This is a genomic window from Rhodanobacter sp. FW106-PBR-R2A-1-15, assembly GCF_058789735.1.
Window position 1 is genome coordinate 82,816 of the sequence record NZ_JBYTEM010000007.1, and the last position, 22,960, is coordinate 105,775.

Here is a 22,960-nt window from a genome sequence, read left to right on the forward strand (position 1 = left end):
ATGCAGCGCCTACGCGGCTTCGACCAACGCCTTCCCATGCAGCGGTTTCGACGCGGCCTTCGGCGCACCGGCCATGTGCTGGCCCGGCTGGCTGGTGTGCTCGAACAGCTCGCGCACCCATTCGATGAAGGCCTGCACGCGCGCCGACAGCTGCTGCTTCCGCAGGTAGACGATCCACACCGGCTTGCCGGTGGAGCGGACGTCGGTCATCACCGGTTCCGGCATGTCCTTCTCCAGCAGGCACGCGGCCAGCATGCGCGGCACCTGGGTCCGGTCTTGATCAATGGAATCGTCCGGCGGAACGCCTAGCCAAAAGGCTGCTCGATGGACGGGCTCTGTGGCGTGAACCATCGCGCACCGTCATCGGTGACATACATGATGTCCTCGAGCCGCACGCCGAACTCGCCGGGAATGTAGATACCCGGTTCATCGCTGAAGGTCATGTTTGCCAGGATCTTTCGCTTGTTGCCGCGTACCAGGTAGTACCACTCGTGCATGTCCATGCCGATGCCGTGACCGAGGCGGTGCGCGAAATATTTGTAGTCCGGTCCGTAGCCACCGTCGACAATCACCTTGCGGGCGGCGGCATCCACCGACTCCATCGTGGCACCCGGATGCGCCGCCTTCAGCGCCGCCTGCTGCGCCTTCTGCACGATGCCGAATACCTTCTTCATCTTGTCGGAGGCCTTGCCCAGGACGAAGGTACGGGTGATGTCGCTCTGATAGCCCTCCACGAAACAGCCCTCGTCGATAAGCACTACCGTGCCTTCGACGATTTTCTGCGGAGCGATCGAACCGTGCGGCTGGGCGGAGTATTTTCCGACATTGACGATCGCCTCGCCTGCCAGTCCCTGACGTCCGTAGGCGGCACCGATCCAGTCCAGCACCTGTTGCTGCGTCATGCCGGGTTCGAGCGCCTTCCACACGGCGTGGTACACCGCCAGCGTCGCGTTGTTGGCGACCTGCATCAGGGCCAGCTCGGCCGGACTCTTGATCGAACGGCAGCCGGCGGTAACCGGCATGGCGGACACGAGCCGCACGTGCGGCATCGCATTGCCGATGTTGGTGGCGCGGGAAAACGGTACCTGATCTTCGATGCCCAGCGTTCCGGTGGACGCGTGCAGCTCGGCCATGATCTGCGCGATCTTCTCGTAGGGACTTTCGTGCTCCTGCCAGGCACGCACGTCATGGCCGAACTTGATCTGCTCCAGCGCGCGGCTCAGTTCGAATGCAGGTGTGATGTAGATCGGATCCCCCGACCTGGGCAGCAGCATGCCCATGGTCCGCTCACTGGTGAACCAGTGCATGCCGGTGAAATAGTTCAGCGAGGCACCGCCATCCATGAAGATGGCATCCATCTTGTTTTCGGCCATGAACTGCTGCGCCCGGTTCAGGCGGGCCCGGCGTTCGGCGTCGGTGATGGGGACGATCTGCGACTGTACCGGCTGCAGCGCCATGATCGAAGGCGGCAAGCTGGCGCAGCCGGTGCCCTGTCGGGCCACGGCCTCGCCCGCCAGCAGGCTCGTCGACAAGGCCGCCGCACCCATGGCCGAGGCCTGCAGGAAGCGCCGCCGGCCAAGGTGGATCGTGTTGCTGGTTTCCATCATTGCTCCCCTGTATGCAGCTGCTCGTGGCAGCGATTCGGACCATCCCGGCGGCAACCGCACGGCTCTTCCGCGACGGCGAAGCCACATCGCGGTGAGGTTACGCCGCTTGCGGACGCTCAACGCTGCACGATGTGCGCGAACCACTCCCAGCCGCGCACGCGCTCGCAGATCAGCTTAGTGCAGGTCAGCATCGGCACCGCCAGCAGCGCGCCGGGGATGCCCCACAGCCAGCCCCACAGCAGCAGCCACAGCAGGATGGCGATGGGCGACAGCCGCATGCTGGCGCCCTGGATCAGCGGCGTGATCAGGTTGCCTTCCACCGCGGTGATGCCGGCGAAGGTCAACACCGGCAGGAACACTTCCAGGCTGGCGTCGCTGGCGTAGAGCATGCACACCACCGCCAGCAGCGAGGTGGTGACGATCGCGCCGACGTAGGGAATGAAGTTGGCGAACATCGCCACCGCGCCCCACAGCAGCGGATCGGGCACCTTGTACAGCCACAGCATGCCGGCGGTGACCGCGCCGAGGCTGGCGTTGATCAGCAGCGCGGTGAGCAGGTAGCGCGACACCTCGGTCTGGATGCCGCGCACGATGCTCACCGCGTGCCGCTTGTAGGTGAAGCCGGGGGTGATCTCCACCAGCCGGCGCAGCATCGAGTCGCCGTAGATCAGGAAGAAGAACACCAGCAGCAGCACGCCGAGCACCGCGGCGAGCACCTTCGGCGTGGTGGCAACCACGTCCCAGGCGCTGATCGAGATCGGCGTGGCCTGCGGCGCAGGCGCACGGGTGCTGCCGCTGACCAGGGTCTGGGTGGCGCGGTTGGCTGCTTCGAGCGGCCGGGTGAAGCTGCGCAGTTTCGGCACGAAGCTCTTGATCGCCGCCGGCGCGTCGTGGAACCAGCCGACCGCCGGCTGCGCCAGCAGGCCCACGCCACTGCCGATGCCGACGATCAGGCCGAGCATCAACACGCTGGCGGTGAGCCAGCGCGGCAGATGCAGGCGCGTACCGAAGGCCACGATCGGGTTCAGCGCCAGCCCGATGAACGCGGCCAGCACCAGCGGGATCAACAGCGCCTTGCTCAGCGTGATGGTGTACAGCAGCGCCAGCAGCAGCAGTGTGTTCAGCACCACGCGCAGCGCACGCAGGTGGCGGCGCGTGGCGCGCGCGGCGGCCAGCCGTGGCGGCTCCGGGTGCAACGCCGTGCCAGTCGCCGGTGGCGCCGGCGGCGTGGCGGCGGCGTCGCCGGGCGCCGGCGGGAGTACCGGTGCGGATTCGCTCATGCCGGCTCGTCGTCCGCCGCATGCGCCGCGGCCGCGGCGACCGGCGCCACCGCTGCCAGTTCCGCGACCAGCCGCACCGCGTGGGCGGCCACTTCGGCCAGGTGGTCGCCGAGCAGCGCACCCAGCCCCGGCACCCGCAACGGATGCACGTTGAGGCTGCCCAGCACGAAGCCGGCGCCGGCCGCGGTGCCCACCATGGTCAACGGATACTCGCGGCCGCGGCCCAGCAGCGCCGCCGTCGGCGGGGCCAGGGCATGGCGCGCCGCATGCACGCGTCGCTGCGCCGCCTGCACCTTTGCCACCTGCCTGAACAGGCTCATGCCCGATCCTCCGCGCGGCGATCCTGCTCGGCGGTGGGCTCCGCCGGCTGCAGGCCCGCGCGCATCATCGCACCCCACTCGCTGCGTGTGGCCGGCAGACTCATCCAGTGCATGCAGCGGCGGAACAGCGCGATCGCGCCGAACAGGAACAGCACCTGCAGCAGCGCCAGCAGCAGCAGCGCCCAGATCCACGAATCGAACCACGTTGCCAGCAGCACGCCGGCCAGACCGAGCAGGGTCAGGCCGAGCCCGACGCCGGCGACGGTGGCGGCCAAGCCGGCCAGCAACAGCCATGACACGGCGCTGCGTGCCAACCCCAGTTCCGCCGCCAGCAGTTGCGCCTGGGCGCCGAACAGCTGCCTCGCCGCGCGGCCGAACCGGCCGAGCTCGTCAAGCAGCCCGGACGGTGGCGGCGACGGCTCCGGCGACGGCGCTGCACGGGGCGACTCACCTTCCTCGTCGTGCATCCCCGGCCCCCGTGCCGCGTGGGTCAACGCCGCAGGATGCGGCCGAGCAGCCAGCCGGCGCCCAGCGCGATGGCGACCGATTGCACCGGCTTCTCGCGCACGTAGTCGCGCACCTGCTCCAGCCAGGCGTCGGCGCGGTCCCTCGTCTCGTCGTAGACCTCGCGGCCGCGCTCGCCGACCCGGGCCGCCTTGTCGCTGGCCTTGTGGGCGGCGCCGGCGGCCTTGTCGGTGGCATGGTGCAGGCCTTCCTCGACGCGGTCGGCGGCGCGCTCGACCTTGTCCTTGGTGGCCGCCACTGCTTCGGACGTGGCCTGCTTGATGCGCTCGGCGCGCTGGTCGATGCGGTCACCGGCGGCCGGCCCGGGGGGCTGGATTTGCTCGTTCATGGCATGCTCCGGAGAAGACTCATGGTGGCACAGTCGCGGTTCGATGGTCGCACTCAACTGGTGCGGCGGAAGAACGCGATGATCGCCAGGATGAGGAAGATGATGAACAGGACTTTCGCGATCCCGGCCGCGGCACCTGCAATGCCGCCAAAGCCGAGCACGGCGGCGATGATTGCGATGACCAGGAAAACCAGGGCGTAGTGAAGCATGGGGGCGTCCTCGGGGGGAATGGTGGCGGGGAACCGCCGTTGCGGCCATTCACCCACAGCCTGCGCCATGCGGGTGTGAAGGGTGCCGGCAGCGCCGTGCACGCGCTGCCGACGTTTGCGCTACGCGGGTTCAGCCGGCCAGCGCCGGGTTCAGGCTGTAGGTGCCGACCAGCTCCGCCTCGGCCAGCACGTGGCCGGCCATTGCCGCGCGCAACTCGGCCAACGTGAAGCCGTGGTGCAGCGGCAGCGCAGCCGTGTCGAGCGCGTGGAGCTTGAAGTGGTAATGGTGCAGCAGCGCGTCGTTCCACGGCGGGCACGGGCCGTCGTAGCCGAGATAATCGCCGCCCATGTCAGCGTCGCCGGCGAACCAGCCGGTGTAGTCGTTGATGCCCTGCACACTGCCCGGCGGCCCGAACGGCGCGCGCTTGCCATGCGCGGTGACGCCGTCGCTGCAGCTGCCCGCGGCCAACTCGCCGCACTCGGCAGGGATGTTCGCCATCAGCCAGTGCACGAACTCCACTCGCGGCAAGTCGGCCGGCACGCTGCGACCGGGCTGGTTCACGTCGTCGCCGCGGCTGGGCACGTCGGAGTCGATGCAGGTGAGCACGAACGAACGCGTGGCGGCCGGCGCGCCCTTCCACGCCAGCTGCGGGCTGCGGTTGTCCGACAGCGCGACCGGATCGCCGCGCTTACCGAAGGCGAACTCGGCGGGAATTGGCTGGCCGTTGGCGAAGTTGTCGCTGCGTAGGTGCATAAGAGCTCCGGGATTCGGGAGGCGGGATTCGGGATACGGAAAAACGCGCTACGACAAGCCTACCCTCATGGGCTTGCGGGGGCATCTACGCTCGCGCGCGGGCGCTCTTGCGAATCCCGAATCCCGTCTCCCGAATCCCGGCTTCCATACGTCACCCGATACACCGCCCCGGCCAGGTCGTCGCTGACCAGCACGCTGCCGTCGGGCAGCGGCTGCACATCGGCGGGGCGGCCCCAGGCGCTTTCGTCCCGCTCGAAGCCGCTGATCAGCGGCTCGTACGCCACCACCTTGCTGCCGTGCAGGCGCACCGTCATCACCCGGTAGCCGGATTTCCGCGTGCGGTTCCACGAGCCGTGCTCGGCCACGATGATCGCACCGCGATAGCTGGGCGGAAACATGCGGCCTTCGTAGAAGCGCATGCCCAGCGCGGCCACGTGCGCGCCCAGCTTCAGCACCGGCGGCACGTAATCCTTGCAGCGGCGACCCTTGCCGAACTCGGGGTCGAGCGTGTCGCCCTGGTGGCAGTACGGGTAGCCGAAGTGCTGGTCGGGGCCGGTGACCTCGTTCAATTCGTCGCTGGGCAGGTCGTCTCCCATCAGGTCGCGGCCGTTGTCGGTGAACCACAGGCGCCGCGTGCCCGGCTGCCAGTCGAAGCCGACCGAGTTGCGGATACCGTGGGCCACGTCCTGCCAGCCGCTGCCGTCGGCGTTCATGCGGATCAGCTTGCCGTACGCCGGCGCCGGGTCGCAGATGTTGCACGGCGCGCCGATCGGCACGTACAGCTTGCCGTCCGGGCCGAACGCGATGAACTTCCAGCCGTGGTGGGTCTCGCTGGGCAGCTTGTCGGTGACCACGACGGGTTTCGGCGGATCGTCCAGGCGGTTCTCGATATCGCGCAGCACGTAGATGCGGCTCACCGCCGAGACGTACAGGTCGCCATCCTTGAACGCCACGCCCACCGGCAGCTGCAGGCCGCTGGCGATCACCCGCACCTTGTCGACGACGCCGTCGCCGTTCGTGTCGGTGAGTGCGTAGACCTTGCCGGCATCGTTGGAGCCGACGAACACCGTGCCCTTCGCGCCCAGCGCAAGCTCGCGCGCATCCGGCACCTGGTCGGAGTACAGCGCTATGTGGAAACCCTTGGGCAGGGTCAGCCGATCCAGCGGCGGCGCGGCCAGCGCCGGCAGCGACGACAGGACCAGCAGCAACGGCAGCAACGGCAGCAGCAGGCGCATGGCGGTGGCTCCGTGATCGAGAGGGGAGGCGCAGCGTATACCGGAGCGCATGCAGCCAGAAACCCTGCCGCCCGCTAGACTGCGCCCTTTCGGGGGGACCGCATGAGCGAACTGGACGACCTCACCACCCTGGTCCGCGCGGCCACGCCGCTGCTGGTGATCGAGACGGTGGACGAGCAGCGGGTGATCGAGTGCTTCCGCCACGTGATCGCGCAGGCGTTGCACCCGCTGTGGCGCTGGACCCTGACCGACGGCCTGCAGCGGCTGGACTTCGCCGCCGCCGGCGGCGTGGCGCCCGACGCCACCGCCACGCTGGAGGCGATCCGCGCCCAGGACGAGCGCGGCATCTACCTGATGTTCGATTTCCACGGGCTGCTCGGCTACGCGATGAGCCTGCGCCAGCTGCGCGAGATCGTGCAGCGCCAGCGCTCGGCCGCGCACACCATCGTGCTGGTCGGCGCCAAGGTCGAGCTGCCCGAGGAACTGGAGGCATTGTCGCTGCGCGTGCCGCTGGCGCTGCCCGACCTGAAGGAACTGGCCGGCATCCTGCGCGGCGAGGCAGCGGCCTGGCAGCGCGAGCAGAACCGCCGCATCGAGGTGGACAACGACGCCGCGCGCACCATCGTGCGCAACCTGCTCGGGCTGTCCGCGCCGGACGCGCGGCGCATCGTGCGCAAGCTGATCTACGCCGACGGCGCTCTCGGCCCGAACGACCTGCCGGTGCTGATGCAGTCCAAGTTCGAGCTGCTCAACCGCTCCGGCCTGCTGCATTACGAGTACGCCACCGCCAGCTTCGCCGATATCGCCGGCGTGGCCCGCGTGCGCGAGTGGGTGGCGCGGCGCCGCGCGGTGTTCCTCGCCGCCGCGCCCGACCCCGTGCTCGACCCGCCCAGAGGCGTGCTGCTGCTCGGCGTGCAGGGCTGCGGCAAGAGTCTCGCGGCGAAGGCGATCGCCGGCGGCTTCGGCGTGCCGCTGGTGCGGCTGGACTTCGGCACGCTGTACGACAAGTACCAGGGCGAAACCGAGAAGAACCTGCGCGAGGCGCTGGCCAGCACCGAGCTGCTGGCGCCATGCGTGCTGTGGATCGACGAGATCGAGAAGGGCCTGGCCGGCGGCGGCGAGGACGGCGGCGTGTCGCGCCGCGTGCTCGGCTACCTGCTGACCTGGATGGCCGAGCGCAAGGCCAAGGTGTTCGTCGTCGCCACCGCGAATGCGGTCAACGAGCTGCCTGCCGAATTGCTGCGCAAGGGCCGCTTCGACGAGATCTTCTTCGTCGACCTGCCGCAGGAATCCGTGCGCGCCGAGATCTTCGCGATGCACCTGAAACGCCGCAAGCTCGATCCCGCCGGCTTCGACCTGCCCGCCCTCGCCGCCGCCAGCGACGGCTTTTCCGGCGCCGAGATCGAACAGACCATCGTCAGCGCGCTGTACGACGCCGCCGGCAACGGCACGCCGCCAGACCAGGCCACCCTGCTCCACGCGCTGCAGCAGACCCGCCCGCTATCGGTGCTGATGCGCGAGCAGGTGGACGCGCTGCGGGCGTGGGCACAGGGGCGCTGCGTGGCGGCGGATTGAACGACGCAGAGCCGCGCTGCGCAACGCCGGCGCGGTGGCGACCCCGCGCCCCGTTTCGGCGTAGTCTGGAACGCCCATCGTCAGGAGGGTCGAACCATGTTTCGTCGTACCTGCAAGCTGCTCATCCTGCTGCTCGCGGCCCTGCTGCCCCCGGCCGTCGCCAGCGCCGCTCCCTCCAGCACAGCCGACAGCACCACCGCGGCGCTGCAGCAAGCGGTGAACGGCCCCTGGCGCTCCGACGCGAACCGGGCCCGCGACAAATATCGGCATCCGCTCGAGACCCTGCAGTTCTTCGGCATCAAGCCGGACATGACGGTGGTCGAGCTGGCACCCGGCGGTGGCTGGTACACCGAGATCCTCGCACCTTTTCTCCACGCGCACGGCCACTTGGTCGAAGCGGCGCCACCATCCGCCGCGAAGTTCATCGCCAAGCTCAAGGCCGACCCGGCGGTGTACGGACACATCGCAAAAATCGTCCCATTCGCCCCACCGGAGCAGGTGAAGCTGGGCGCTGACAACTCCGCCGACATGGTGCTCACCTTCCGCAACACGCACGACTGGCTCAACCACAGTCCGGCCACGCTCGATGCCGTGTTCAAGGCTGCGTTCAACGTGCTCAAGCACGGCGGCGTGTTCGGCGTCACCGAACACCGCGCCAAACCGTTCGCCGATGGCGTGGAAAGCGCCGGGGCATTGCACCGTCTCCCCGAGGATTACCTGATCGCGCTGGCCCTCAAGACCGGTTTTCGCGTGGCCGGCGTATCGCAGATCAATGCCAACCCGAACGACCCGGAAGACATCAACGTGCACCGCCTGCCGCCGGATCTGTCCGGGCCCGACAACGAGCACGCGCAGATGAAGGCGATCGGCGAGTCGGATCGGATGACGTTGAAGTTGGTGAAACCGTGAGGCAGCCGTTCGCGAAGTAGGCATCGATGGAAGCGCAGGACCTGCAGAAACTGGTGACGGTGCGCATGCCTTACGGCAAGTACCAGGGCCGGCTGCTGGCCGATTTGCCCGGGGCTTACCTGACCTGGTTCGCGCGCAAGGGTTTCCCTGCCGGCGAGCTGGGCCGGCTGCTGGCGCTGATGCTGGAGATCGACCATAACGGCTTGTCCCGGTTGCTGCAGCCGCTGCGCCAGCGCCCGCCATGAGCCGCGCTGGTTACACTGCGCGCATGGATGACGACCGCCTGTTCCGCACTGCCGCCGATGCCCTGGCCAGCGAGGGCTGCTGCGTGCTGGGCGGCCTGCTGACGACGGCGCAGACCCGTGCGCTGGCCGACGAGTGTGCGGCGCTGCATGTGGCGCAGCGATTGACGCCGGCGCGGGTCGGGGCGGCACGCACCGCCACGGCGCTGCGCGGCGACCGCACGCAGTGGCTCGACTTCGCCGCACCGAGCCCGCCGCAGCAGGCCTTCGTGGCGCGCATCGACGCGTTGCGCCGCGCACTCAACCGCGAGCTGATGCTGGGCCTGGTGGAAAGCGAGGCGCACTACGCGGTGTATGCGCCCGGCGCACGCTACGCGCGGCACCTGGACCGCCTGCGCGACAGCGACGCGCGGGTGCTGTCGGCGGTGTTCTACCTCAACGAGGGTTGGCAGGAAGCCGACGGCGGCGCGCTGCGGCTGTACCTGGGCGACGGCACGCACCGTGACGTTCTCCCGCGCGCCGGCACGCTGGCGCTGTTCCTTTCCGCGCAGTTCGAGCACGAGGTGCTGCCGGCCACGCGCGAGCGCCTGAGCATCGCCTGCTGGATGCGCCAGCGCAGCCCCGGGCAGATCGCGTAGGAGCCCGCTCGCGGGCGATGCTTTTGATCTTGCGAATCCCGAATCCCGGCTCTCAACAGACGAACGTCTGGTCATCCCGGCTCCAGAAGCATCGCCCGCGAGCGGGCTCCTACGGGTCGGGGGCGACGCCGAGCAGTTCGATTTCGGCGAGGGCCTGGCGGGCGCCATCCGGCGCTGGGTCAAGGCGCAGCCGGTAGTACGCGTACTCACCCGCTTCCCGCACGGCGAAGGCGCGGGTCTGCTGCGGCCAGGCGAAGCGTTCGTCGCGGCGCGTATCGAGGGTGGACCAGTGCTGGCCGTCGGCAGAGCCCTGCAGCTGCCAGCCCGACGGCGCCGCGAGCGTGCTGCCGGCGGTCAGCGTGAGCATGCTCGCCCGCAGCGGCCGCGCGAAGCGCCAGTCGATCGTGGTCGATGCGGCGGGCAGCGCCACCTCGGCGCCGGAGTCGTGGTTGAACAGCAGCGGCAGGCCGGCGATGGCGGGCACGGCGCGGGCGCGGCCCAGCCGCTGGTCGAGCAGGTTGCGCCACGGCTGCGGCAGGCCTGCGGCAGTGAGCGATGACGGCGCGGCATCGTCGCCGCTGGCCCAGCGCGAAGGTCGCGGCCCCATGGCGAACTCCAGCGTGGCGCCCTGCGCCAGCAGCGCGTGCGGCAGGGTCAGTTTGTCCCAGGGCTTGCCGTTGACGCGCAGCCCCTGCACATAGCGGTTGAGGTCGCTGACTGCCGGCGCGTCGATCACCAGGTGCCTGCCGTTCTCCAGCGCGATGTCCAGGTGCGGAAAGTACGGCGCGCCGATCACGTATTCGGGCGTGCCCATGCGCAGCGGGTAGAAGCCGGCGGCGCTGAACAGGTACCAGGCGGACATCTCGCCGTTGTCCTCGTCGCCGGGATAGCCCTGGCCGATCTCGCTGCCGACGTAGAGGCGGCTCAGCACGTCGCGCAGCTTGTCCTGCGCCTTCCACGGCTGCCCAGCGAAGTCGTACATGTAGATGATGTGGTGCGAGGGCTGGTTGCTGTGGCCGTACTGGCCCATGCGCACGTCGCGCGCCTCCAGCATCTCGTGGATCGGCTCGCCGTAGCTGCCGACGTGGAACTCGCCCGGCGTGGCGAACAGTGCGTCGAGCTTGGTCGCCAGCGCGTCGCGGCCGCCGTACAGCGCGGCCAGCCCGACGCCGTCCTGCGGCGCGTGGAAGGCCATGTTCCAGGCGTCGGTCTCGGTGTAGTCGCCGCCCCAACGCAGCGGGTCGAAATCCTGCGCGTCGTGGTGCCAGCGGCCCGCGGCGTCGCGGCCGACGAAGAAGCCGACTGCGGGGTCGAACAGGTTGGCGTAGCCCAGCGCGCGCCGGCGGAAGTACGCCGCGTCGGCGGCGTAGTGCGCGGCGTACGGGTCGTCCGTGGCTGCTTGCCGCGCCAGCGCGGCGGCGAGGTTGCCGATCGCGAAGTCGTTGATGTAGCCGTCCATCGACCACGACAACCCCTCGCTCACCCCGGTATCGGTGTAGCCGTTGAAGATCGAACGCTGCAGCCCCTTGCGGCCGGTGCCGGCGAGCGGGCTGACCACGGTGGCATCCTTCAGCGCGGACTGGTAGAACGCGCGCACGTCGAAGTGGCGCACGCCTTTCAGCCACGCGTCGGCGAAGGCCACGTCGGCGCTGGTGCCGACCATCAGGTCGGCGTAGCCGGGCGACGACCAGCGCGCGATCCAGCCGCCGTCGCGGTACTGCTGCACGAAGCCGTCGATCATCTCGCCCGCCTTGCTCGGCGTGAGCAGCGCGTAGGCTGGCCACGCGGTGCGGTAGGTGTCCCAGAAGCCGTTGTTGACGTAGGGCTTGCCGTCGAGCACGCGCGCGCCGGTGTGCGTCGGCGTGTCCTGGCCGGTCGGCGCGGAGAACGGGCTGGCATACCGATAACGCGGTTGCGCCGCGCTGCCGGTGTTCTCGTAGGCCACGTTCGGGTATAGGAACAGGCGGTAGAGGTTGGAATACAGCGTGGTCCGTTCGTCGGCGCTGGCGCCATCCACGCTGACGATGCCGAGTTGCGTATCCCACTGCCGCTGCGCGCGCCCGCGCACGTCGTCGAAGCTTTCTCCCGGCGCGATCTCCAGCGCCAGGCTGTGCCGCGCCTGCGCCACGCTGATCAGCGAGGTGGCGATGCGCAGGTTCACCACCTTCGTCTTCGTGGTGTCGAAGCCGAACCAGGCCGCCACGTGGTCGCGGCCCCCGCCGCGCAGCCGGCCGCTTTCGCGCACCGGCTGGTCGAGCACGCCGTAGAAGAACAGCCGGGTGGCGCCGGCGGAAAGGCGGCTTTTCACGTCGGACCAGCCGCTGAAGCTGCGCGTGGCCGGGTTCAACATGATGCCGCCGCGGTCGTCGCGGTTGTCGAACACCAGCTGCGAACGGTCGCCCGCGAAGGTGAAGCGGAACATCGCGGCGTGACCGGTCGGCGCGATCTCGGTGACGATGCCGTCATCGAACGCCACGCGGTAGGTGTGCGCGTGCGCGGTCTCGTTCGCGTGGCTGAAGCTCAGCGCGCGCGCCGCGCGGTTCGCGCTGGGCGCGCCATGCGCCACCGCGGCCGGCATCAGCTGGAAGGTCTGGCGGTCGCCCATCCACGGGCTCGGCTCGTGCGACAGCGCGAACGCCTCCAGCCGCGGGCGGTTGTCGGCGCCGTTGCGCTGCTGGTACTGATAGATCCAGTCGGAGCCGGCGTCGGTCACCGGCGTCCAGAAGTTGAAGCCGTGCGGCACGGCCACCGCGGGGAAGGCGTTGCCGCGCGAGAAGCGGGCGTTGGAGTTGCTGCCGCGGCGGGTGTCGACGAACTCGCTGGGGCGCCGGCGCGCATCGACGGGCACGGCACCGAGACGCAGCTCGTCCAGGTAACCCTCGAAGCTGGCGGCCGGGCCGTCGTGCATCAGCACGACGCGCTTGATCGTGCGCCCGGCGGCGACCGCGCCCACGTCGATCGCCAGGTAGTTCCACTGGTCCGGATACAGCGTGCGACCCTCGCCCTGCGCGCGCGCCGCGGCGCCGATGCGGTGCTGGTCGCGCGCGCCGCGGGTGGACAGCCGGCTGCCGTCGTCGAACAGCAGGTCCACCGCCACGTAGGTGGCCGGGTTGCGCAGGTCGCCCCCGTTCGACTGCGGGAAGATCAGGTACGACAGCTGCGTATCCGGCCGCACCGGCAGCTCCACCGCGTACAGCTCCGCCTGCTGCTGCCCGCCGCGGCTGCCGCGGTAGCGCAGCGAACGCTGTCCGGCGAAACCGACGCCCGGCTTGGCCGTCAATGCCGCCGCCTGACTGGGGCCGCCGGCCACCTCGACCGTGAATGCGGCGCCGGCCAGCGGCGGTGCCGGCGCCGGTTCGCCGCTTTCGAACGAACGCAGAAAGCTGGTGTCCGCGGCGCCGGCCGCAGGGCTCAGCAGCAGGCAGGCCAGGCAGAGGCCCAGGCATAGCCCGCCGGATGCAACCCGCCACGCCTCCCGTCCCGATCCGACCATGTCCGCCCCCGCCGTCCGCGATGATGGTGCGCATTCGTCCGTGGCACCCGCTCTCCAGGCGATCGTAGCGGTACTCAGCCCGCCGGCATGGCTGCGTCCGCCACCGCATTGAAGCGCGCGGCGATGTAGTCGTCGGTGTAGCTGGTCATGTCCCAGCCGCGGATGAAGCCGCAGTGGCCGCCGTAGGGCGCGATGTCCAGCTCGACGTTGGCGGGCAGTTCCAGCTTCTCGAAGCCGGCGACGGGAATCACCGGGTCATCCCTGGCGGTGAGGATGGTGGCGGGAATCTGCAGCGCCTGCATGGCGTCGCCGGCCACCGAATAGCCGTCCAGATACTGTTGCAGCGACTTGAAGTCGGTATGCCGCAGCACCAGCGACTCGGTCAGCCCGCGCAGGTGCTGCTTCAGTTCGGACATCTCGAAGTAGCGGTGCTGCGGGAATGCCTTCTGCTTGGCCAGCAGCGAGTGCCGCCACTTGCGCATGAAGTAGGCCTGGTAGAACCACGGCGCGGTTTCCTCCAGCGAGAACAGGCCTTCGCCGGGGTCGATGATCGGGCACACCGCCAGCGCGTAGCTGAGCGGAATGCCCACCCGCGAGGTCTGCATGGCCGCGCGCAGCGCGAAGTTGCCGCCCAGCGAGAAGCCGGCCAGCGCCATCGGCCGCGCGCTCCAGCGTGCGGCGATGTCGCCCAGCGCGTGCACCACCTCGTCGAGGCGGCAGGAGTGGAACAGCGCCTCGTTGAGCCCGTGGCTGTCGCCGTGGTCGCGGAAGTTCAGGCGGAACACGTCCCAGCCATCGGCGAGCAGGCGGCTGCCGGTCTGCAGCACGTAGGTGGAGTCCACGCTGCCTTCCCAGCCATGGAACAGCACGGCCAGGCCGCGCGGCTGCGGGCGGCTGCGCTGCGCGGTGTAGGCGCCGGTGAGGCGCACGCCGCCGCCGCCGTCGACCACCACCGCCTCGGCGCCCTGCAGCACGGCCTTCGCCGCGCGCGGCAGCAGCAGGCGGCGCACGCCGCTGGAGGACAGCATGGTCTGGATGTGGCCGCTGGTGAGCGGCCAGGGCGGGCGGAAATCCTTTCCGTACAGCAGGCTCATCCGGTGCGGTCTTCCAGCGCCGCGGCGATGCGCTCGCGCGACAGCTCGGCCATGCGCCGGCGCGCGTCCGGGCTGGCCGGTACCGGCGCCAGGAAATGCACCTCGGCGTCCAGCGCCGCCTCGCCCAGCATGCGCACGATGTTGCGCACGAAACTTTCGTGTTCGCGGAAGCCGGCGTCGAGCACGCGCCGCCCGCCGCGGGCGAAGCGCAGCGCGACCGGCTGCACCGGCACCTCGGCGTCCAGCGCCGCCTGGAAGATGCGCGCATGGAACACCTTCAGCACGCCGTGGTAGCCGGTGCCGCCTTCCGGGAACACCGCCACCGAGCGGCCCTCGCGCAGCCGCTCGACCATCGCCTGCATCACCGTGGACAACGAATGGTTGTTGCCGCGGCGATGGAAGATGGTGCCGCCGTTCCTGGCCAGCCAGCCGACCAGCGGCCAGCCGGCGATCTCCGCCTTGGCCACGAAGCAGGCCGCGCGCTGGCTGTGCAGCATCACGATGTCGATCCACGAGGTGTGGTTGGCCACGAACAGCACCGGGTCGCGCTGCACCTCGCCGAAGCGCACCGCACGCAGGCCGAGGATGCGCAGCAAACCGAGCGACCACCAGCGGATCATGCGGTGCGCGAACGGCTCACGGCCATCCTTCATCACCGCCCGCTGGTTCCAGCTGAGGATCAGCGCGCACAGCGCGACGCCCAGCACGAGGTGCAGCATCACCAGCGGCACCCGCCACAGGTAACGCAGCGGGCGCAGCGGGTCACGCTCGGATTCGGCCGTGGTGGTGGTGTCGATGCTCATCGGTCAGTTAGTTTAGCGTCAGTCGACTGCGGCCGCGGCGCGGCTCAGAGTTCGTGAAGAAAACCACGTCCTGTGGTTTTCTTCTGTCGCGAGTCCGGTACACGCCTGGACTCGCTCACATGAAACAGTCACGCGTGACTGTTTCATGCCCGGCCTTCGTGGCCGGTCTGAGAGGTTGAAGAATCAACCTATCAGCGCTCCAGCTGGGCCAACGGCAGCGAGGGCGAGCGCTTCACCGTGCGCAGCACGAAACTGGAATTGACATCGGCCACCCCCGCGGCGTTCAGCAGATGGTCGAGCAGGAAGCGCGAGAAGTCCTTCAGGTCGGCCACGTAGACGTGCAGCAGGTAGTCCATGTCGCCGGTCAGCGCGTGGCAGGCGACCACCTCGTCCCAGCCGTTGACGCAGGCCACGAAACCCTCGACCGCCGCGCTCTCGTGCTTCACCAGCTGCACCCGCACGAACGCCTGCAGGCCCAGCCCCACGGCCTGCGGGTCGACCTGGGCGGCGTAGCCGGTGATCACCTGGTCCCCCTCCAGCCGCTGCAGCCGGCGCAGGCAGGCCGAGGGCGACAGGCTGACCCGCTCGGCCAGCTCGGCGTTGGTGATGCGGCCCTCGCTCTGCAATACGGCCAGGATGCGCAGGTCGGTACGGTCGAGTGTCGTCATGCGCAATAAACCTCACATAATGCTTATATTCAGGCAAGAATAGTGCATTTCTTGCGTCAATCAATGCAACAAAACAACCCTGGTGCGGCGGAGCCGCCGTATGCTGTGGCTTGCCCCAGGCCGCACCGGAATCGAGTCCATGGACACGCCACGCAAAGTCGAACACCAGCAGACCGACCGCGGCTACATCCCGGTCTACGCCACCGGCGTGGTCGAACAGCCGTGGGCCAGCTACAGCCGCAGCGACCACGAGGTGTGGGACACCTTGTTCAAGCGCCAGCGCGAACTGCTGCCTGGGCGCGCCTGCCGGGAGTTCCTCGCCGGCGTGGAGCGCTTCGGCCTGGGCAACGGCGGCATCCCGAAGTTCGAGGACGTCACCCGCGTGCTGCGCAAGGCCACCGGCTGGGAGCTGGTGGCAGTGGAGGGCCTGCTGCCGGACGAGGTGTTCTTCGACCACCTGGCGCATCGCCGCTTCCCGGTGAGCTGGTGGATCAGGAAGCCCGAGCAGCTCGACTACCTGAGCGAGCCGGACCTGTTCCACGACCTGTTCGGCCACGTGCCGCTCTTGCTCAACCCGGTGTTCGCCGACTACATGCAGGCCTACGGCCGCGGCGGCATGAAGGCGTTCGGCATCGGCCCCGAGGCGCTGATGAACCTCACCCGCCTGTACTGGTACACGGTGGAGTTCGGCCTGATCCACACCGACGAAGGCATGCGCATCTACGGCGCCGGCATCGTCAGCTCCAAGGGCGAGTCGATCTACTGCCTCGATTCGCCCTCGCCGAACCGCATCGGCTTCGGCCTGGAGCGCGTGATGAGCACGCGCTACCGCATCGACACCTACCAGCAGACCTACTTTGTGATCGACAGTTTCGAGCAGCTGTTCGAGGCGACTCGCCCGGACTTCACGCCGATCTACGCGAAGCTCAAGGCCGAGCCCGCGCACGCCGCCGGCGACGTGCTGGACGGCGACCGCGTGTTCACCCGCGGCACGCGCGAAGGGTTTGCGACCGGCGCGGATACGTGATTGCGAGGCAAGTCACCGCACGCCACGCATCATCCTGAAGAAAGCCGGAATCTCTCGGCATCAGATGCGGACGTAGGCGTTTCGCTCGATGACATCCGCGATGTCCGCTTCGGGTCGGAAGCGGACCCATGGAGTGGTTATTGCTGTTTGTCGGTGACTTTCAAGTACGTAAAGGCTTGCTGATACCGGTCACCCTCGACACATGGGTCAACCCGTACCCGATTCATGGCTTAATCCAAACTGGGCTCCTGCCAGGCCACCGTTCACGCTGTCTCAGTTCGCAGCCTGAGAACGTCGGCCCTGGTGATGATCCGCGTCGATGCGGCGGGGTCGTCCATCAGTCGTTCGGCTTGATGCTCGATCGTCTGCTCGAAGACCGTGCGGCCGAGGCGGCCGTTTCCGAAATCGTCGTCGCGACTGGCGTACATCTGCGCAACCGGGGTCATGAGCTGGCTTGCGTAGCTTGGCCCGCCGGCCAGTGTTGCTCGAACTGCATCGGGCTGACGTAGTTCAAGGTGGAGTGCAATCGGGACTGGCCGTACCGGAGCAGCCAAGCGAGCGTTTCATCCTTGGCATGGCGACGGGTGAGGAAGCGCTGGCCGTGCAGTCGCTCCACCTTCAGCGAACCGAACAGCGTTTCGCTGCAGGCATTGTCCCAGCAGTTGCCGCGCCGGCTCATCGACGCGGCGATGCCGTAGTCCGCGAGCACCGCCCTGAAATCTGCAGGTCGTGGTTGCTGTCGGTGGCGACCTTGAACCGCTTCCTGCCCTTGGCCCGAATGCCGTGCTGGGCGGGCCAGCTTCGGCCATCCTCTAAACTCCCCCCGCCGCGCCAGCTGAACTTCCCTTCAAGTCATCTACAAGGACGTCATGGGTTCTATTAGTTGACTAGTCAACTTAACAATGCGAGAATACCTACATGCCATCGCTGACCAAACAAGCGTCTCCCCTTTACCTGCAGCTCGCCAACGATTTGCGCGAGGGCATCCTGTCGGGCCGCTGGAATCCCGGCGATACATTGCCGAGTGAACCGGAACTGTGTCGTCTGTACGGCATTAGCCGCGGCACGGTGGTACGCGCTGTCGAAATGTTGATTCAGGAAGGTCTCGTTCAGCGCCGCCAAGGCGCTGGCACGTACGTTTCGCGCCCTGCCCTGCATCGCCAGCCCGGTCTGCTCGCGAGCTTTTCCGAAACCGTGCGACAGCATGGCCGCAAGCCCTCCCACAAGCTTTTGAAGCGCAACGATTTGACGCGCGAGCAAGCCTTGCAATACGGCTGCACTACCGCGGCGGTGCAACTCCTGCGCTTGCGCTTTGTCGATGGCACACCATGGTCGATCCACAACAGCATCCTGCCGATGCGCATCGCGAGTCGCTTGAAGGCGCTCGCTCCGGAAAACGCCGAGGAATTGCGCGCGCCGGACTTTTCCCTCTATCGCGCCTACACCGAAGCCGGCATTCCGGTCGATCATGCCGAGGAGATCCTGCACGCGCGCGCGGCTACGGCGCAGGAAGCTCGCCTGCTCAAGCTACCGGCTCGTGCCGTATTGATGACGCTGCATCGCAAGAGCTACGACGCCGACAGTGGCCTGCTTGAAATAGTCGAATCCGATTATGCAGGCGAGAGCTACAGCTACACGGTCAGCCTCGCAGTTCCGCAAGCCGGACGCTCAAGCCGGGCCAAGTTGCAACGGCTCGGCTGGAAGATTTCCTGAGATCTAGGGGGAAATCACCATGTCGGGGACATCGAACGCAATCGATCCTAGCGCAGGCGAGGTCGCCCTCGTCCTGGTCGACGTACAGAACGCATTTTTCCATCCTGACGGCGAGAACTTCTATCCAGAAGCGCAACACATCCTGCCGCAACTTGCCATCCTGCTTGATGCAGCACGAAGCGGCGGCCGCCTGATCGTCCACGTCGCCGACGTGCACCGACCGGGACTCGCCGACTTCGAGTCGCACAAGCTGCCAGCGCATGGACAAGGCGATTCCTTCAATGCGCAGTATTTCACCGGGTTCGGCCCGCCTTCGGACGGTGCTCCACGCGAAATCGGCCTGATCAAGCGTCGCTTCAGCGCGTTCTTCAGCACCGATCTCGACTTGCTCCTTCGCGAAAACGGGGTGCGCCGCCTCATTGTCGCCGGAGTCAAGACCAACGTCTGCGTGCGCGCGACGATCCAGGACGGTTTCGGCCTTGGCTATCGCTGCCTGCTTGTCGGCGATGCCACCAACTCCAACCGCGCCGAACTCGCCGCCGCCGCCCGCGAGGATATTCGTCGCTACATGGGCTGGCTATCGTCGACCGACGACGCTTGCAAGGTGCTCTTATGACCCGCATCGCCGTGCTCGGCTACGCCTGCCTCGACTACGCCGCGAGCGTTGACGGCGATGTCCGCTGGGGTTGGACCAGCCGTATCAGCAGCCGTCCGCACGATGAGTGGCCGCGGCCCGGCGGGTGCTCGTTCTATGTCGCGCGTCCGCTTGCACAAGCCGGCTTCGGCGTCGATATCGTCACCTGGACCGGCGACGACGCCATGGGAAATCTCTATGCCGACCATTGCCATCGCCATGGCATCGGCACGCAGGGTATCGATGCCTCAACCGGAGCCACGACGCCGGTTTCCATGTTGCTCTATAAGGACGACGGCCGCTGCGCATGCCTGATCGATTTCGGCTCGGCGGGCAGCGCCACGACGTCGACACAGGAAGACCTGATCCGCAAGGCCGATATGGTCGTGGTTACCGTCGGCCCCGCCGCCTGTGGATTGCGCGCGCTCGACATCGCGCGTGACGACGCTCTCATCGTATGGGTCGCGAAGAACGATCCAATCTCATTTCCGCCCGAACTGCGCACACGGCTCGGGCAACGCGCACGTTACGTATTCTGCAACGGTGACGAACGCACCTGGATCGACGACGCCACAGTCGATGCCGATGCCGAACAAATCGTTGTCGAGACGCGCGGCGCCGAACCAATCCACATCCGCAGCCGCGGCACCACGATGCATATCCCCGTCACCCCGTTGCAAGTGGGTGATGCAACGGGAGCCGGCGATACGCTGGCCGGCGCGACGCTCGCCGCCCTGCTCGGCGGCGAGACGGATCCCGTCGCCGCCGTGCGGTCCGGCGCGCTCGCTTCGTCCGAACTGCTGCGCCGGCGTACCTAAGTTCTGCAAATTACGAGAGTCATATTCGATGAAACGCGCCTGGTATCTCGGTATTAATTCTGGCCAAGTGGCTCCGCGAGCCGTACTGCTCGGCGACCCCGGTCGCATTGATCGCCTGGCCAACCTGCTCACCGACGTCCAATGGCTCGGCGAAAACCGCATGTTGCGCACGATCACCGGAACGTGGAACGGCACCCGCATCACCGCCGCCACCTTCGGCATGGGCGCACCGATCGCAACCATCGTCCTGCACGAACTGTTCGATCTCGGCGTGCGCAGCTTCCTGCGCATGGGCACCGCCATGACCTTGCCGCCAATCCGGCTTGGCGATTTTGTCGTCGGCGCCGACGCGCTCTGCCGCGAAGGCACCTCACAGGTGTATGCGGGGCCATGTGATCGCGCTATGGCGGACGTCGACCTGCGCGCGAACCTGGAGAGCACGCTCGCATCGAGCGGCCGGACTTGGCATCAGGTACGTTTCGCCAGCTACGACGGCTTCTATCGGGACATGTTCGCGCTTGATCCCGCCGATACCGCACGCGTTGAGGAGACGCGCGCCACGCTCATCGCCCAGGGTGTCCACGCGATCGACATGGAGAGTTCTGCACTGTTCGCCGCTGCTGCGGCGCTACGCGCCCGCGTCGGCACGCTCTGCGTGGCAAGCGTCGACAGCCTGACCCGGGACAAGCTGGGTGCGGAAACGATGCTTGCCCGCGAAAGCGAGCTGTTCCGTTTCGGCCTGGACGCGCTCGTGCGCACTCCGGCCACCATCGAGGAAACCCACGCATGAGCATCGTTCGCGACTATCACCAGCTTCTTTCCCGTCGCCTCGAACATATCTTCGATACGCAAGCGGCAGCGATCGATGCCGCAGCCGAAATCTGCGCCGACACGATCGCCCGCGACCGTCTCGTGTTCACGTTCGGCACCGGGCACGGTGCGTTCGCCGCGCTTGAGATGTTTCCGCGTACCGGTACCGTCGTCGGTTTTCGCCCCATCGTCGAAAGCACGATGATCTCGTTCCACCACGTACTCGGCGACATGGGGGCGCGCCAATACCGCTTCATCCACGCGCAGGAGGGCTACGGCGACGCGATTCTCTCCGCGCACCAGATCGAGTCCGATGACAGCATGCTGATCTTCTCGCATTCGGGCCTCAACGCGGTGACTCTCGATATCGCGCTAGGCGCCAAACGCCGCGGGCTGCGCGTCATCGGCGTGACCAGCGTGCCGCATTCGTCGTCAACCCCCTCGCGCCATTCCAGCGGCAAGCACCTCTACGAAATCGCCGACGTCGTGATCGATACCGGTGTGCCGAGGGGCGACGCGGCGCTCGAGGTCGAAGGCGTCGCCGGCCGCACCGGCGCCACCTCGACGAGCCTCGCGATCGCGATCGGCCAGGCGATCAATGCGGCGACGGTCGAGAAGCTCGCCGCGCGCGGGGCCAAGCCGATGCTCATGGTCAATCCCAACACGACCGAAAAAGCCGCGGCCGATCGCCAGAACGATCTCAACTACGCCGAGCTGTGGCGCCGGCTCTCGATGCGGACAATGTGAGTCGCACATGGAAACCACTCTATTTTACGACGGCAAGTGGCATGCGCCGCTGAATAATAACTGGTTCGAAGTACGCGATCCGGCCACCGGCGACCTCATCGGCCGGACCGCACTGGCCGATGCCGCTGACGTCGACCGTGCAGTCGCCGCCGCCAAACGGGCACTGCCTGCATGGGCAGGCATGCCGGCCGATGCGAGAGCGGCGATCCTGCACGATGCCGCCAACCGAATCGAAGCCGAAGGCGACGAAATTGCCCGCCTATTGACCCTCGAACAGGGCAAACCCGTTCCCGATGCGCGCAAGGAAGTCGATTTCGGGCTCAAGGTATTGCGCTACTACGCCGAGGAAGGCCGTCGCCTCGGCGGCGAACTGCGTCCGACCGCGGACCTCGACGTCAAAACCGTGGTCTCGCGTCAGCCTATCGGCGTCACTGCCGGCATCGTGCCGTGGAACTATCCGGTCGATTTGTATTGCTGGAAGATCGCGCCCGCGCTCGCCACGGGCTGCCCGATCGTCATCAAGCCACCCCACGAAACGCCGTTCGCGATCGCTCGCCTCGTCGATTGCTTCCACGCTGCGGGGCTGCCGGCCGGCGTTCTCGCCAACCTGCCGGGCACGGGCCCCAGCGCCGGCGCGGCATTGTCGGCGCACCCGGACATTGCAGCGATTTCCGCGACGGCTTCGGTCGCTGCCGGGCAGGATATCGCCCGCCGCGCGGCGGGCAACCTGAAACGCGTGGTCCTTGAACTGGGCGGCCATGCACCATTCATCGTGCTCGCCGACGCCGACATCGAAGCCGCCGCCGCCGCCGCCGTGCGCCGTTCGTTTTCGAACATGGGCCAGATCTGTATCGCGGTCAATCGCATCCTCGTCGACCAGCGCGTACACCGCCGCTTCGTGGACGCCCTGGTGGCGCTGACCGAGTCGATCAAGCTCGGCCCCGGCAGCGAGCCCGGCGTCGCCTACGGACCTACGCTCAACGCCGGCGTGATCAGCCGCACGCGGGAGCATCTCGACGATGCCCTCAGCAAGGGCGGCAAGCTCGTCGCCGGCGGCCACGCGCCCAAAGATGCGGCACTCCGCGGAGGCCATTTTTTCCGCCCCACGCTGATCGACGATGCGCCACTCGACAGCCTGCCGATGAACGCCGAGACGTTCGGCCCACTCACCGCGATCCGTGCCTTCTCGACCCAGAACGACATGCTCGAACTAGCCAACGGCCTGCCATTCGGCCTTGCCGCGTACCTCTATACCAACGATCTCGAGCGCGGCTGGGCACTCGCCGAGCGCCTCGAGTTCGGCATGATCGGCGTCAACGTCAACGACACCTCCGAGCTGCAGGCGCCGTTCGGCGGCTGGAAACTATCGGGCATGGGGCGCGAACTCGGTCGCGAAGGACTCGACGCCTACCTGCAAACCAAGGCGATCCGCATGCGGGTGCGGCGCGTCTGACAGGTTCGAAACCGGCATCTGGCCAACGAATACGATGCCACTTGACTAGTCAACCAGTCATATATACATTGTCATCAT

At 67.8% G+C, this 22,960-nt stretch carries 25 protein-coding genes and 1 pseudogene; 11 read left to right on the forward strand and 15 right to left on the reverse strand.

The features are described from left to right. Positions 1 to 9: 9 nt before the first annotated feature. The 9 genes from AC3WTD_RS05940 to AC3WTD_RS05980 form a co-directional block, all read right to left on the reverse strand. A complete protein-coding gene (locus AC3WTD_RS05940; RefSeq protein WP_027491494.1) occupies positions 10 to 255 on the reverse strand; it encodes a hypothetical protein in 246 nt (81 codons plus the stop codon). A 50-nt stretch (positions 256 to 305) separates the two neighbouring features. Next, positions 306 to 1,604, reverse strand: coding sequence for a M24 family metallopeptidase (locus tag AC3WTD_RS05945; protein WP_492613205.1), 1,299 nt, complete (start codon positions 1,602 to 1,604; stop codon positions 306 to 308). A gap of 119 nt (positions 1,605 to 1,723) precedes the next feature. After that, positions 1,724 to 2,887: an AI-2E family transporter gene (locus AC3WTD_RS05950; RefSeq protein WP_492613206.1), complete on the reverse strand. Its 1,164-nt coding sequence runs from the start codon at positions 2,885 to 2,887 to the stop codon at positions 1,724 to 1,726. Then, positions 2,884 to 3,207 carry a hypothetical protein gene (locus AC3WTD_RS05955; RefSeq protein WP_492613207.1) on the reverse strand — a complete coding sequence of 108 codons (324 nt, stop codon included), beginning with the start codon at positions 3,205 to 3,207 and terminating at the stop codon, positions 2,884 to 2,886. The genes AC3WTD_RS05950 and AC3WTD_RS05955 overlap by 4 nt, the downstream gene beginning before the upstream one ends. Next, on the reverse strand, positions 3,204 to 3,674 hold the full coding sequence (locus AC3WTD_RS05960; RefSeq protein ID WP_027491498.1) for a hypothetical protein: 471 nt from the start codon (positions 3,672 to 3,674) through the stop codon (positions 3,204 to 3,206). The genes AC3WTD_RS05955 and AC3WTD_RS05960 overlap by 4 nt, the downstream gene beginning before the upstream one ends. Positions 3,675 to 3,697: 23 nt before the next feature. Next, positions 3,698 to 4,060 carry an ElaB/YgaM/YqjD family protein gene (locus AC3WTD_RS05965; protein WP_492613208.1) on the reverse strand — a complete coding sequence of 121 codons (363 nt, stop codon included), beginning with the start codon at positions 4,058 to 4,060 and terminating at the stop codon, positions 3,698 to 3,700. Positions 4,061 to 4,113: 53 nt separating this feature from the next. Further along, the gene (locus tag AC3WTD_RS05970) at positions 4,114 to 4,269 is read right to left on the reverse strand and encodes a DUF1328 family protein (protein ID WP_027491500.1); all 156 of its coding nucleotides are present in this window, start codon (positions 4,267 to 4,269) and stop codon (positions 4,114 to 4,116) included. 130 nt (positions 4,270 to 4,399) lie between these two features. Next, positions 4,400 to 5,023: a YbhB/YbcL family Raf kinase inhibitor-like protein gene (locus tag AC3WTD_RS05975; protein ID WP_492613209.1), complete on the reverse strand. Its 624-nt coding sequence runs from the start codon at positions 5,021 to 5,023 to the stop codon at positions 4,400 to 4,402. Positions 5,024 to 5,088: 65 nt separating this feature from the next. Further along, positions 5,089 to 6,258: a PQQ-dependent sugar dehydrogenase gene (locus AC3WTD_RS05980; protein ID WP_492613210.1), complete on the reverse strand. Its 1,170-nt coding sequence runs from the start codon at positions 6,256 to 6,258 to the stop codon at positions 5,089 to 5,091. 102 nt (positions 6,259 to 6,360) lie between these two features. Between AC3WTD_RS05980 and AC3WTD_RS05985 the strand changes: the two genes are divergently transcribed. From AC3WTD_RS05985 to AC3WTD_RS06000, 4 genes are all read left to right on the forward strand, one after another. Further along, positions 6,361 to 7,833 carry an AAA family ATPase gene (locus tag AC3WTD_RS05985; protein ID WP_492613211.1) on the forward strand — a complete coding sequence of 491 codons (1,473 nt, stop codon included), beginning with the start codon at positions 6,361 to 6,363 and terminating at the stop codon, positions 7,831 to 7,833. Between the two features lie 96 nt (positions 7,834 to 7,929). Beyond that, positions 7,930 to 8,742 carry a class I SAM-dependent methyltransferase gene (locus AC3WTD_RS05990; RefSeq protein ID WP_492613212.1) on the forward strand — a complete coding sequence of 271 codons (813 nt, stop codon included), beginning with the start codon at positions 7,930 to 7,932 and terminating at the stop codon, positions 8,740 to 8,742. A gap of 26 nt (positions 8,743 to 8,768) precedes the next feature. After that, a complete protein-coding gene (locus AC3WTD_RS05995) occupies positions 8,769 to 8,987 on the forward strand; it encodes a DUF3820 family protein (RefSeq protein ID WP_492613213.1) in 219 nt (72 codons plus the stop codon). Positions 8,988 to 9,010: 23 nt separating this feature from the next. Then, the gene (locus AC3WTD_RS06000; protein ID WP_492613214.1) at positions 9,011 to 9,622 is read left to right on the forward strand and encodes a 2OG-Fe(II) oxygenase; all 612 of its coding nucleotides are present in this window, start codon (positions 9,011 to 9,013) and stop codon (positions 9,620 to 9,622) included. Positions 9,623 to 9,731: 109 nt separating this feature from the next. Here AC3WTD_RS06000 and AC3WTD_RS06005 read toward each other — a convergent pair whose 3' ends face one another. The 4 genes from AC3WTD_RS06005 to AC3WTD_RS06020 form a co-directional block, all read right to left on the reverse strand. Continuing rightward, positions 9,732 to 13,115, reverse strand: a complete 3,384-nt coding sequence (locus tag AC3WTD_RS06005; RefSeq protein WP_492613215.1) for a GH92 family glycosyl hydrolase — start codon at positions 13,113 to 13,115, stop codon at positions 9,732 to 9,734. A gap of 74 nt (positions 13,116 to 13,189) precedes the next feature. Beyond that, the gene (locus tag AC3WTD_RS06010; protein WP_492613216.1) at positions 13,190 to 14,209 is read right to left on the reverse strand and encodes a YheT family hydrolase; all 1,020 of its coding nucleotides are present in this window, start codon (positions 14,207 to 14,209) and stop codon (positions 13,190 to 13,192) included. Continuing rightward, positions 14,206 to 15,012 carry a lysophospholipid acyltransferase family protein gene (locus tag AC3WTD_RS06015; RefSeq protein ID WP_492613217.1) on the reverse strand — a complete coding sequence of 269 codons (807 nt, stop codon included), beginning with the start codon at positions 15,010 to 15,012 and terminating at the stop codon, positions 14,206 to 14,208. Before AC3WTD_RS06015 ends, AC3WTD_RS06010 begins: the two co-directional genes overlap by 4 nt. Before the next feature lie 191 nt (positions 15,013 to 15,203). Beyond that, on the reverse strand, positions 15,204 to 15,680 hold the full coding sequence (locus AC3WTD_RS06020) for an Lrp/AsnC family transcriptional regulator (RefSeq protein ID WP_492613218.1): 477 nt from the start codon (positions 15,678 to 15,680) through the stop codon (positions 15,204 to 15,206). A gap of 139 nt (positions 15,681 to 15,819) precedes the next feature. On the opposite strand from AC3WTD_RS06020, the gene phhA reads away from it, so the two are divergent. Beyond that, positions 15,820 to 16,707: a phenylalanine 4-monooxygenase gene (phhA, locus tag AC3WTD_RS06025; RefSeq protein WP_492613219.1), complete on the forward strand. Its 888-nt coding sequence runs from the start codon at positions 15,820 to 15,822 to the stop codon at positions 16,705 to 16,707. Between the two features lie 263 nt (positions 16,708 to 16,970). Here the strand turns inward: phhA and AC3WTD_RS06030 are convergent, their stop codons facing one another. Further along, positions 16,971 to 17,153, reverse strand: coding sequence for a hypothetical protein (locus AC3WTD_RS06030; RefSeq protein ID WP_492613220.1), 183 nt, complete (start codon positions 17,151 to 17,153; stop codon positions 16,971 to 16,973). Further along, positions 17,150 to 17,428, reverse strand: a pseudogene (locus AC3WTD_RS06035) (integrase core domain-containing protein); the annotation flags it as partial. The gene AC3WTD_RS06030 and the pseudogene AC3WTD_RS06035, both read right to left, overlap by 4 nt. 197 nt (positions 17,429 to 17,625) lie before the next feature. Here AC3WTD_RS06035 and AC3WTD_RS06040 point away from each other — a divergent pair. Genes AC3WTD_RS06040 through AC3WTD_RS06065 form a run of 6 tightly spaced genes read left to right on the forward strand, consistent with a single transcriptional unit; the run spans position 17,626 to position 22,882 of the window. Beyond that, positions 17,626 to 18,420, forward strand: coding sequence for a GntR family transcriptional regulator (locus AC3WTD_RS06040; protein ID WP_108471206.1), 795 nt, complete (start codon positions 17,626 to 17,628; stop codon positions 18,418 to 18,420). A 19-nt stretch (positions 18,421 to 18,439) separates the two neighbouring features. After that, positions 18,440 to 19,036: a cysteine hydrolase family protein gene (locus tag AC3WTD_RS06045; protein WP_492613221.1), complete on the forward strand. Its 597-nt coding sequence runs from the start codon at positions 18,440 to 18,442 to the stop codon at positions 19,034 to 19,036. Next, the gene (locus AC3WTD_RS06050; protein WP_492613222.1) at positions 19,033 to 19,872 is read left to right on the forward strand and encodes a carbohydrate kinase family protein; all 840 of its coding nucleotides are present in this window, start codon (positions 19,033 to 19,035) and stop codon (positions 19,870 to 19,872) included. The genes AC3WTD_RS06045 and AC3WTD_RS06050 overlap by 4 nt, the downstream gene beginning before the upstream one ends. A gap of 28 nt (positions 19,873 to 19,900) precedes the next feature. After that, a complete protein-coding gene (locus AC3WTD_RS06055) occupies positions 19,901 to 20,662 on the forward strand; it encodes a phosphorylase family protein (RefSeq protein ID WP_492613223.1) in 762 nt (253 codons plus the stop codon). Further along, complete coding sequence (locus tag AC3WTD_RS06060) at positions 20,659 to 21,429, forward strand: sugar isomerase domain-containing protein (RefSeq protein ID WP_492613224.1); 771 nt, start codon at positions 20,659 to 20,661, stop codon at positions 21,427 to 21,429. Before AC3WTD_RS06055 ends, AC3WTD_RS06060 begins: the two co-directional genes overlap by 4 nt. A 7-nt stretch (positions 21,430 to 21,436) precedes the next feature. Next, positions 21,437 to 22,882 carry an aldehyde dehydrogenase family protein gene (locus tag AC3WTD_RS06065; RefSeq protein WP_492613225.1) on the forward strand — a complete coding sequence of 482 codons (1,446 nt, stop codon included), beginning with the start codon at positions 21,437 to 21,439 and terminating at the stop codon, positions 22,880 to 22,882. Positions 22,883 to 22,960 lie beyond the last annotated feature (78 nt).

Bases quoted from the DNA above. Each gene is read 5' to 3' on its own strand.
- AC3WTD_RS05960 (WP_027491498.1), bottom strand. From the start codon at position 3,674: ATGCACGACGAGGAAGGTGAGTCGCCCCGTGCAGCGCCGTCGCCGGAG.
- AC3WTD_RS05950 (WP_492613206.1), bottom strand. From the start codon at position 2,887: ATGAGCGAATCCGCACCGGTACTCCCGCCGGCGCCCGGCGACGCCGCC.
- AC3WTD_RS05955 (WP_492613207.1), bottom strand. From the start codon at position 3,207: ATGAGCCTGTTCAGGCAGGTGGCAAAGGTGCAGGCGGCGCAGCGACGC.
- AC3WTD_RS06060 (WP_492613224.1), top strand. From the start codon at position 20,659: ATGAGCATCGTTCGCGACTATCACCAGCTTCTTTCCCGTCGCCTCGAA.
- AC3WTD_RS05980 (WP_492613210.1), bottom strand. From the start codon at position 6,258: ATGCGCCTGCTGCTGCCGTTGCTGCCGTTGCTGCTGGTCCTGTCGTCG.
- AC3WTD_RS06020 (WP_492613218.1), bottom strand. From the start codon at position 15,680: ATGACGACACTCGACCGTACCGACCTGCGCATCCTGGCCGTATTGCAG.
- AC3WTD_RS05995 (WP_492613213.1), top strand. From the start codon at position 8,769: ATGGAAGCGCAGGACCTGCAGAAACTGGTGACGGTGCGCATGCCTTAC.
- AC3WTD_RS06040 (WP_108471206.1), top strand. From the start codon at position 17,626: ATGCCATCGCTGACCAAACAAGCGTCTCCCCTTTACCTGCAGCTCGCC.
- AC3WTD_RS06000 (WP_492613214.1), top strand. From the start codon at position 9,011: ATGGATGACGACCGCCTGTTCCGCACTGCCGCCGATGCCCTGGCCAGC.
- AC3WTD_RS05940 (WP_027491494.1), bottom strand. From the start codon at position 255: ATGCTGGCCGCGTGCCTGCTGGAGAAGGACATGCCGGAACCGGTGATG.
- AC3WTD_RS06005 (WP_492613215.1), bottom strand. From the start codon at position 13,115: ATGGTCGGATCGGGACGGGAGGCGTGGCGGGTTGCATCCGGCGGGCTA.
- AC3WTD_RS05970 (WP_027491500.1), bottom strand. From the start codon at position 4,269: ATGCTTCACTACGCCCTGGTTTTCCTGGTCATCGCAATCATCGCCGCC.
- AC3WTD_RS05945 (WP_492613205.1), bottom strand. From the start codon at position 1,604: ATGGAAACCAGCAACACGATCCACCTTGGCCGGCGGCGCTTCCTGCAG.
- AC3WTD_RS06050 (WP_492613222.1), top strand. From the start codon at position 19,033: ATGACCCGCATCGCCGTGCTCGGCTACGCCTGCCTCGACTACGCCGCG.
- AC3WTD_RS06045 (WP_492613221.1), top strand. From the start codon at position 18,440: ATGTCGGGGACATCGAACGCAATCGATCCTAGCGCAGGCGAGGTCGCC.
- AC3WTD_RS05965 (WP_492613208.1), bottom strand. From the start codon at position 4,060: ATGAACGAGCAAATCCAGCCCCCCGGGCCGGCCGCCGGTGACCGCATC.
- AC3WTD_RS06065 (WP_492613225.1), top strand. From the start codon at position 21,437: ATGGAAACCACTCTATTTTACGACGGCAAGTGGCATGCGCCGCTGAAT.
- AC3WTD_RS06010 (WP_492613216.1), bottom strand. From the start codon at position 14,209: ATGAGCCTGCTGTACGGAAAGGATTTCCGCCCGCCCTGGCCGCTCACC.
- AC3WTD_RS06055 (WP_492613223.1), top strand. From the start codon at position 19,901: ATGAAACGCGCCTGGTATCTCGGTATTAATTCTGGCCAAGTGGCTCCG.
- AC3WTD_RS06030 (WP_492613220.1), bottom strand. From the start codon at position 17,153: ATGACCCCGGTTGCGCAGATGTACGCCAGTCGCGACGACGATTTCGGA.
- AC3WTD_RS05975 (WP_492613209.1), bottom strand. From the start codon at position 5,023: ATGCACCTACGCAGCGACAACTTCGCCAACGGCCAGCCAATTCCCGCC.
- AC3WTD_RS06015 (WP_492613217.1), bottom strand. From the start codon at position 15,012: ATGAGCATCGACACCACCACCACGGCCGAATCCGAGCGTGACCCGCTG.
- AC3WTD_RS05985 (WP_492613211.1), top strand. From the start codon at position 6,361: ATGAGCGAACTGGACGACCTCACCACCCTGGTCCGCGCGGCCACGCCG.
- AC3WTD_RS05990 (WP_492613212.1), top strand. From the start codon at position 7,930: ATGTTTCGTCGTACCTGCAAGCTGCTCATCCTGCTGCTCGCGGCCCTG.
- phhA (WP_492613219.1), top strand. From the start codon at position 15,820: ATGGACACGCCACGCAAAGTCGAACACCAGCAGACCGACCGCGGCTAC.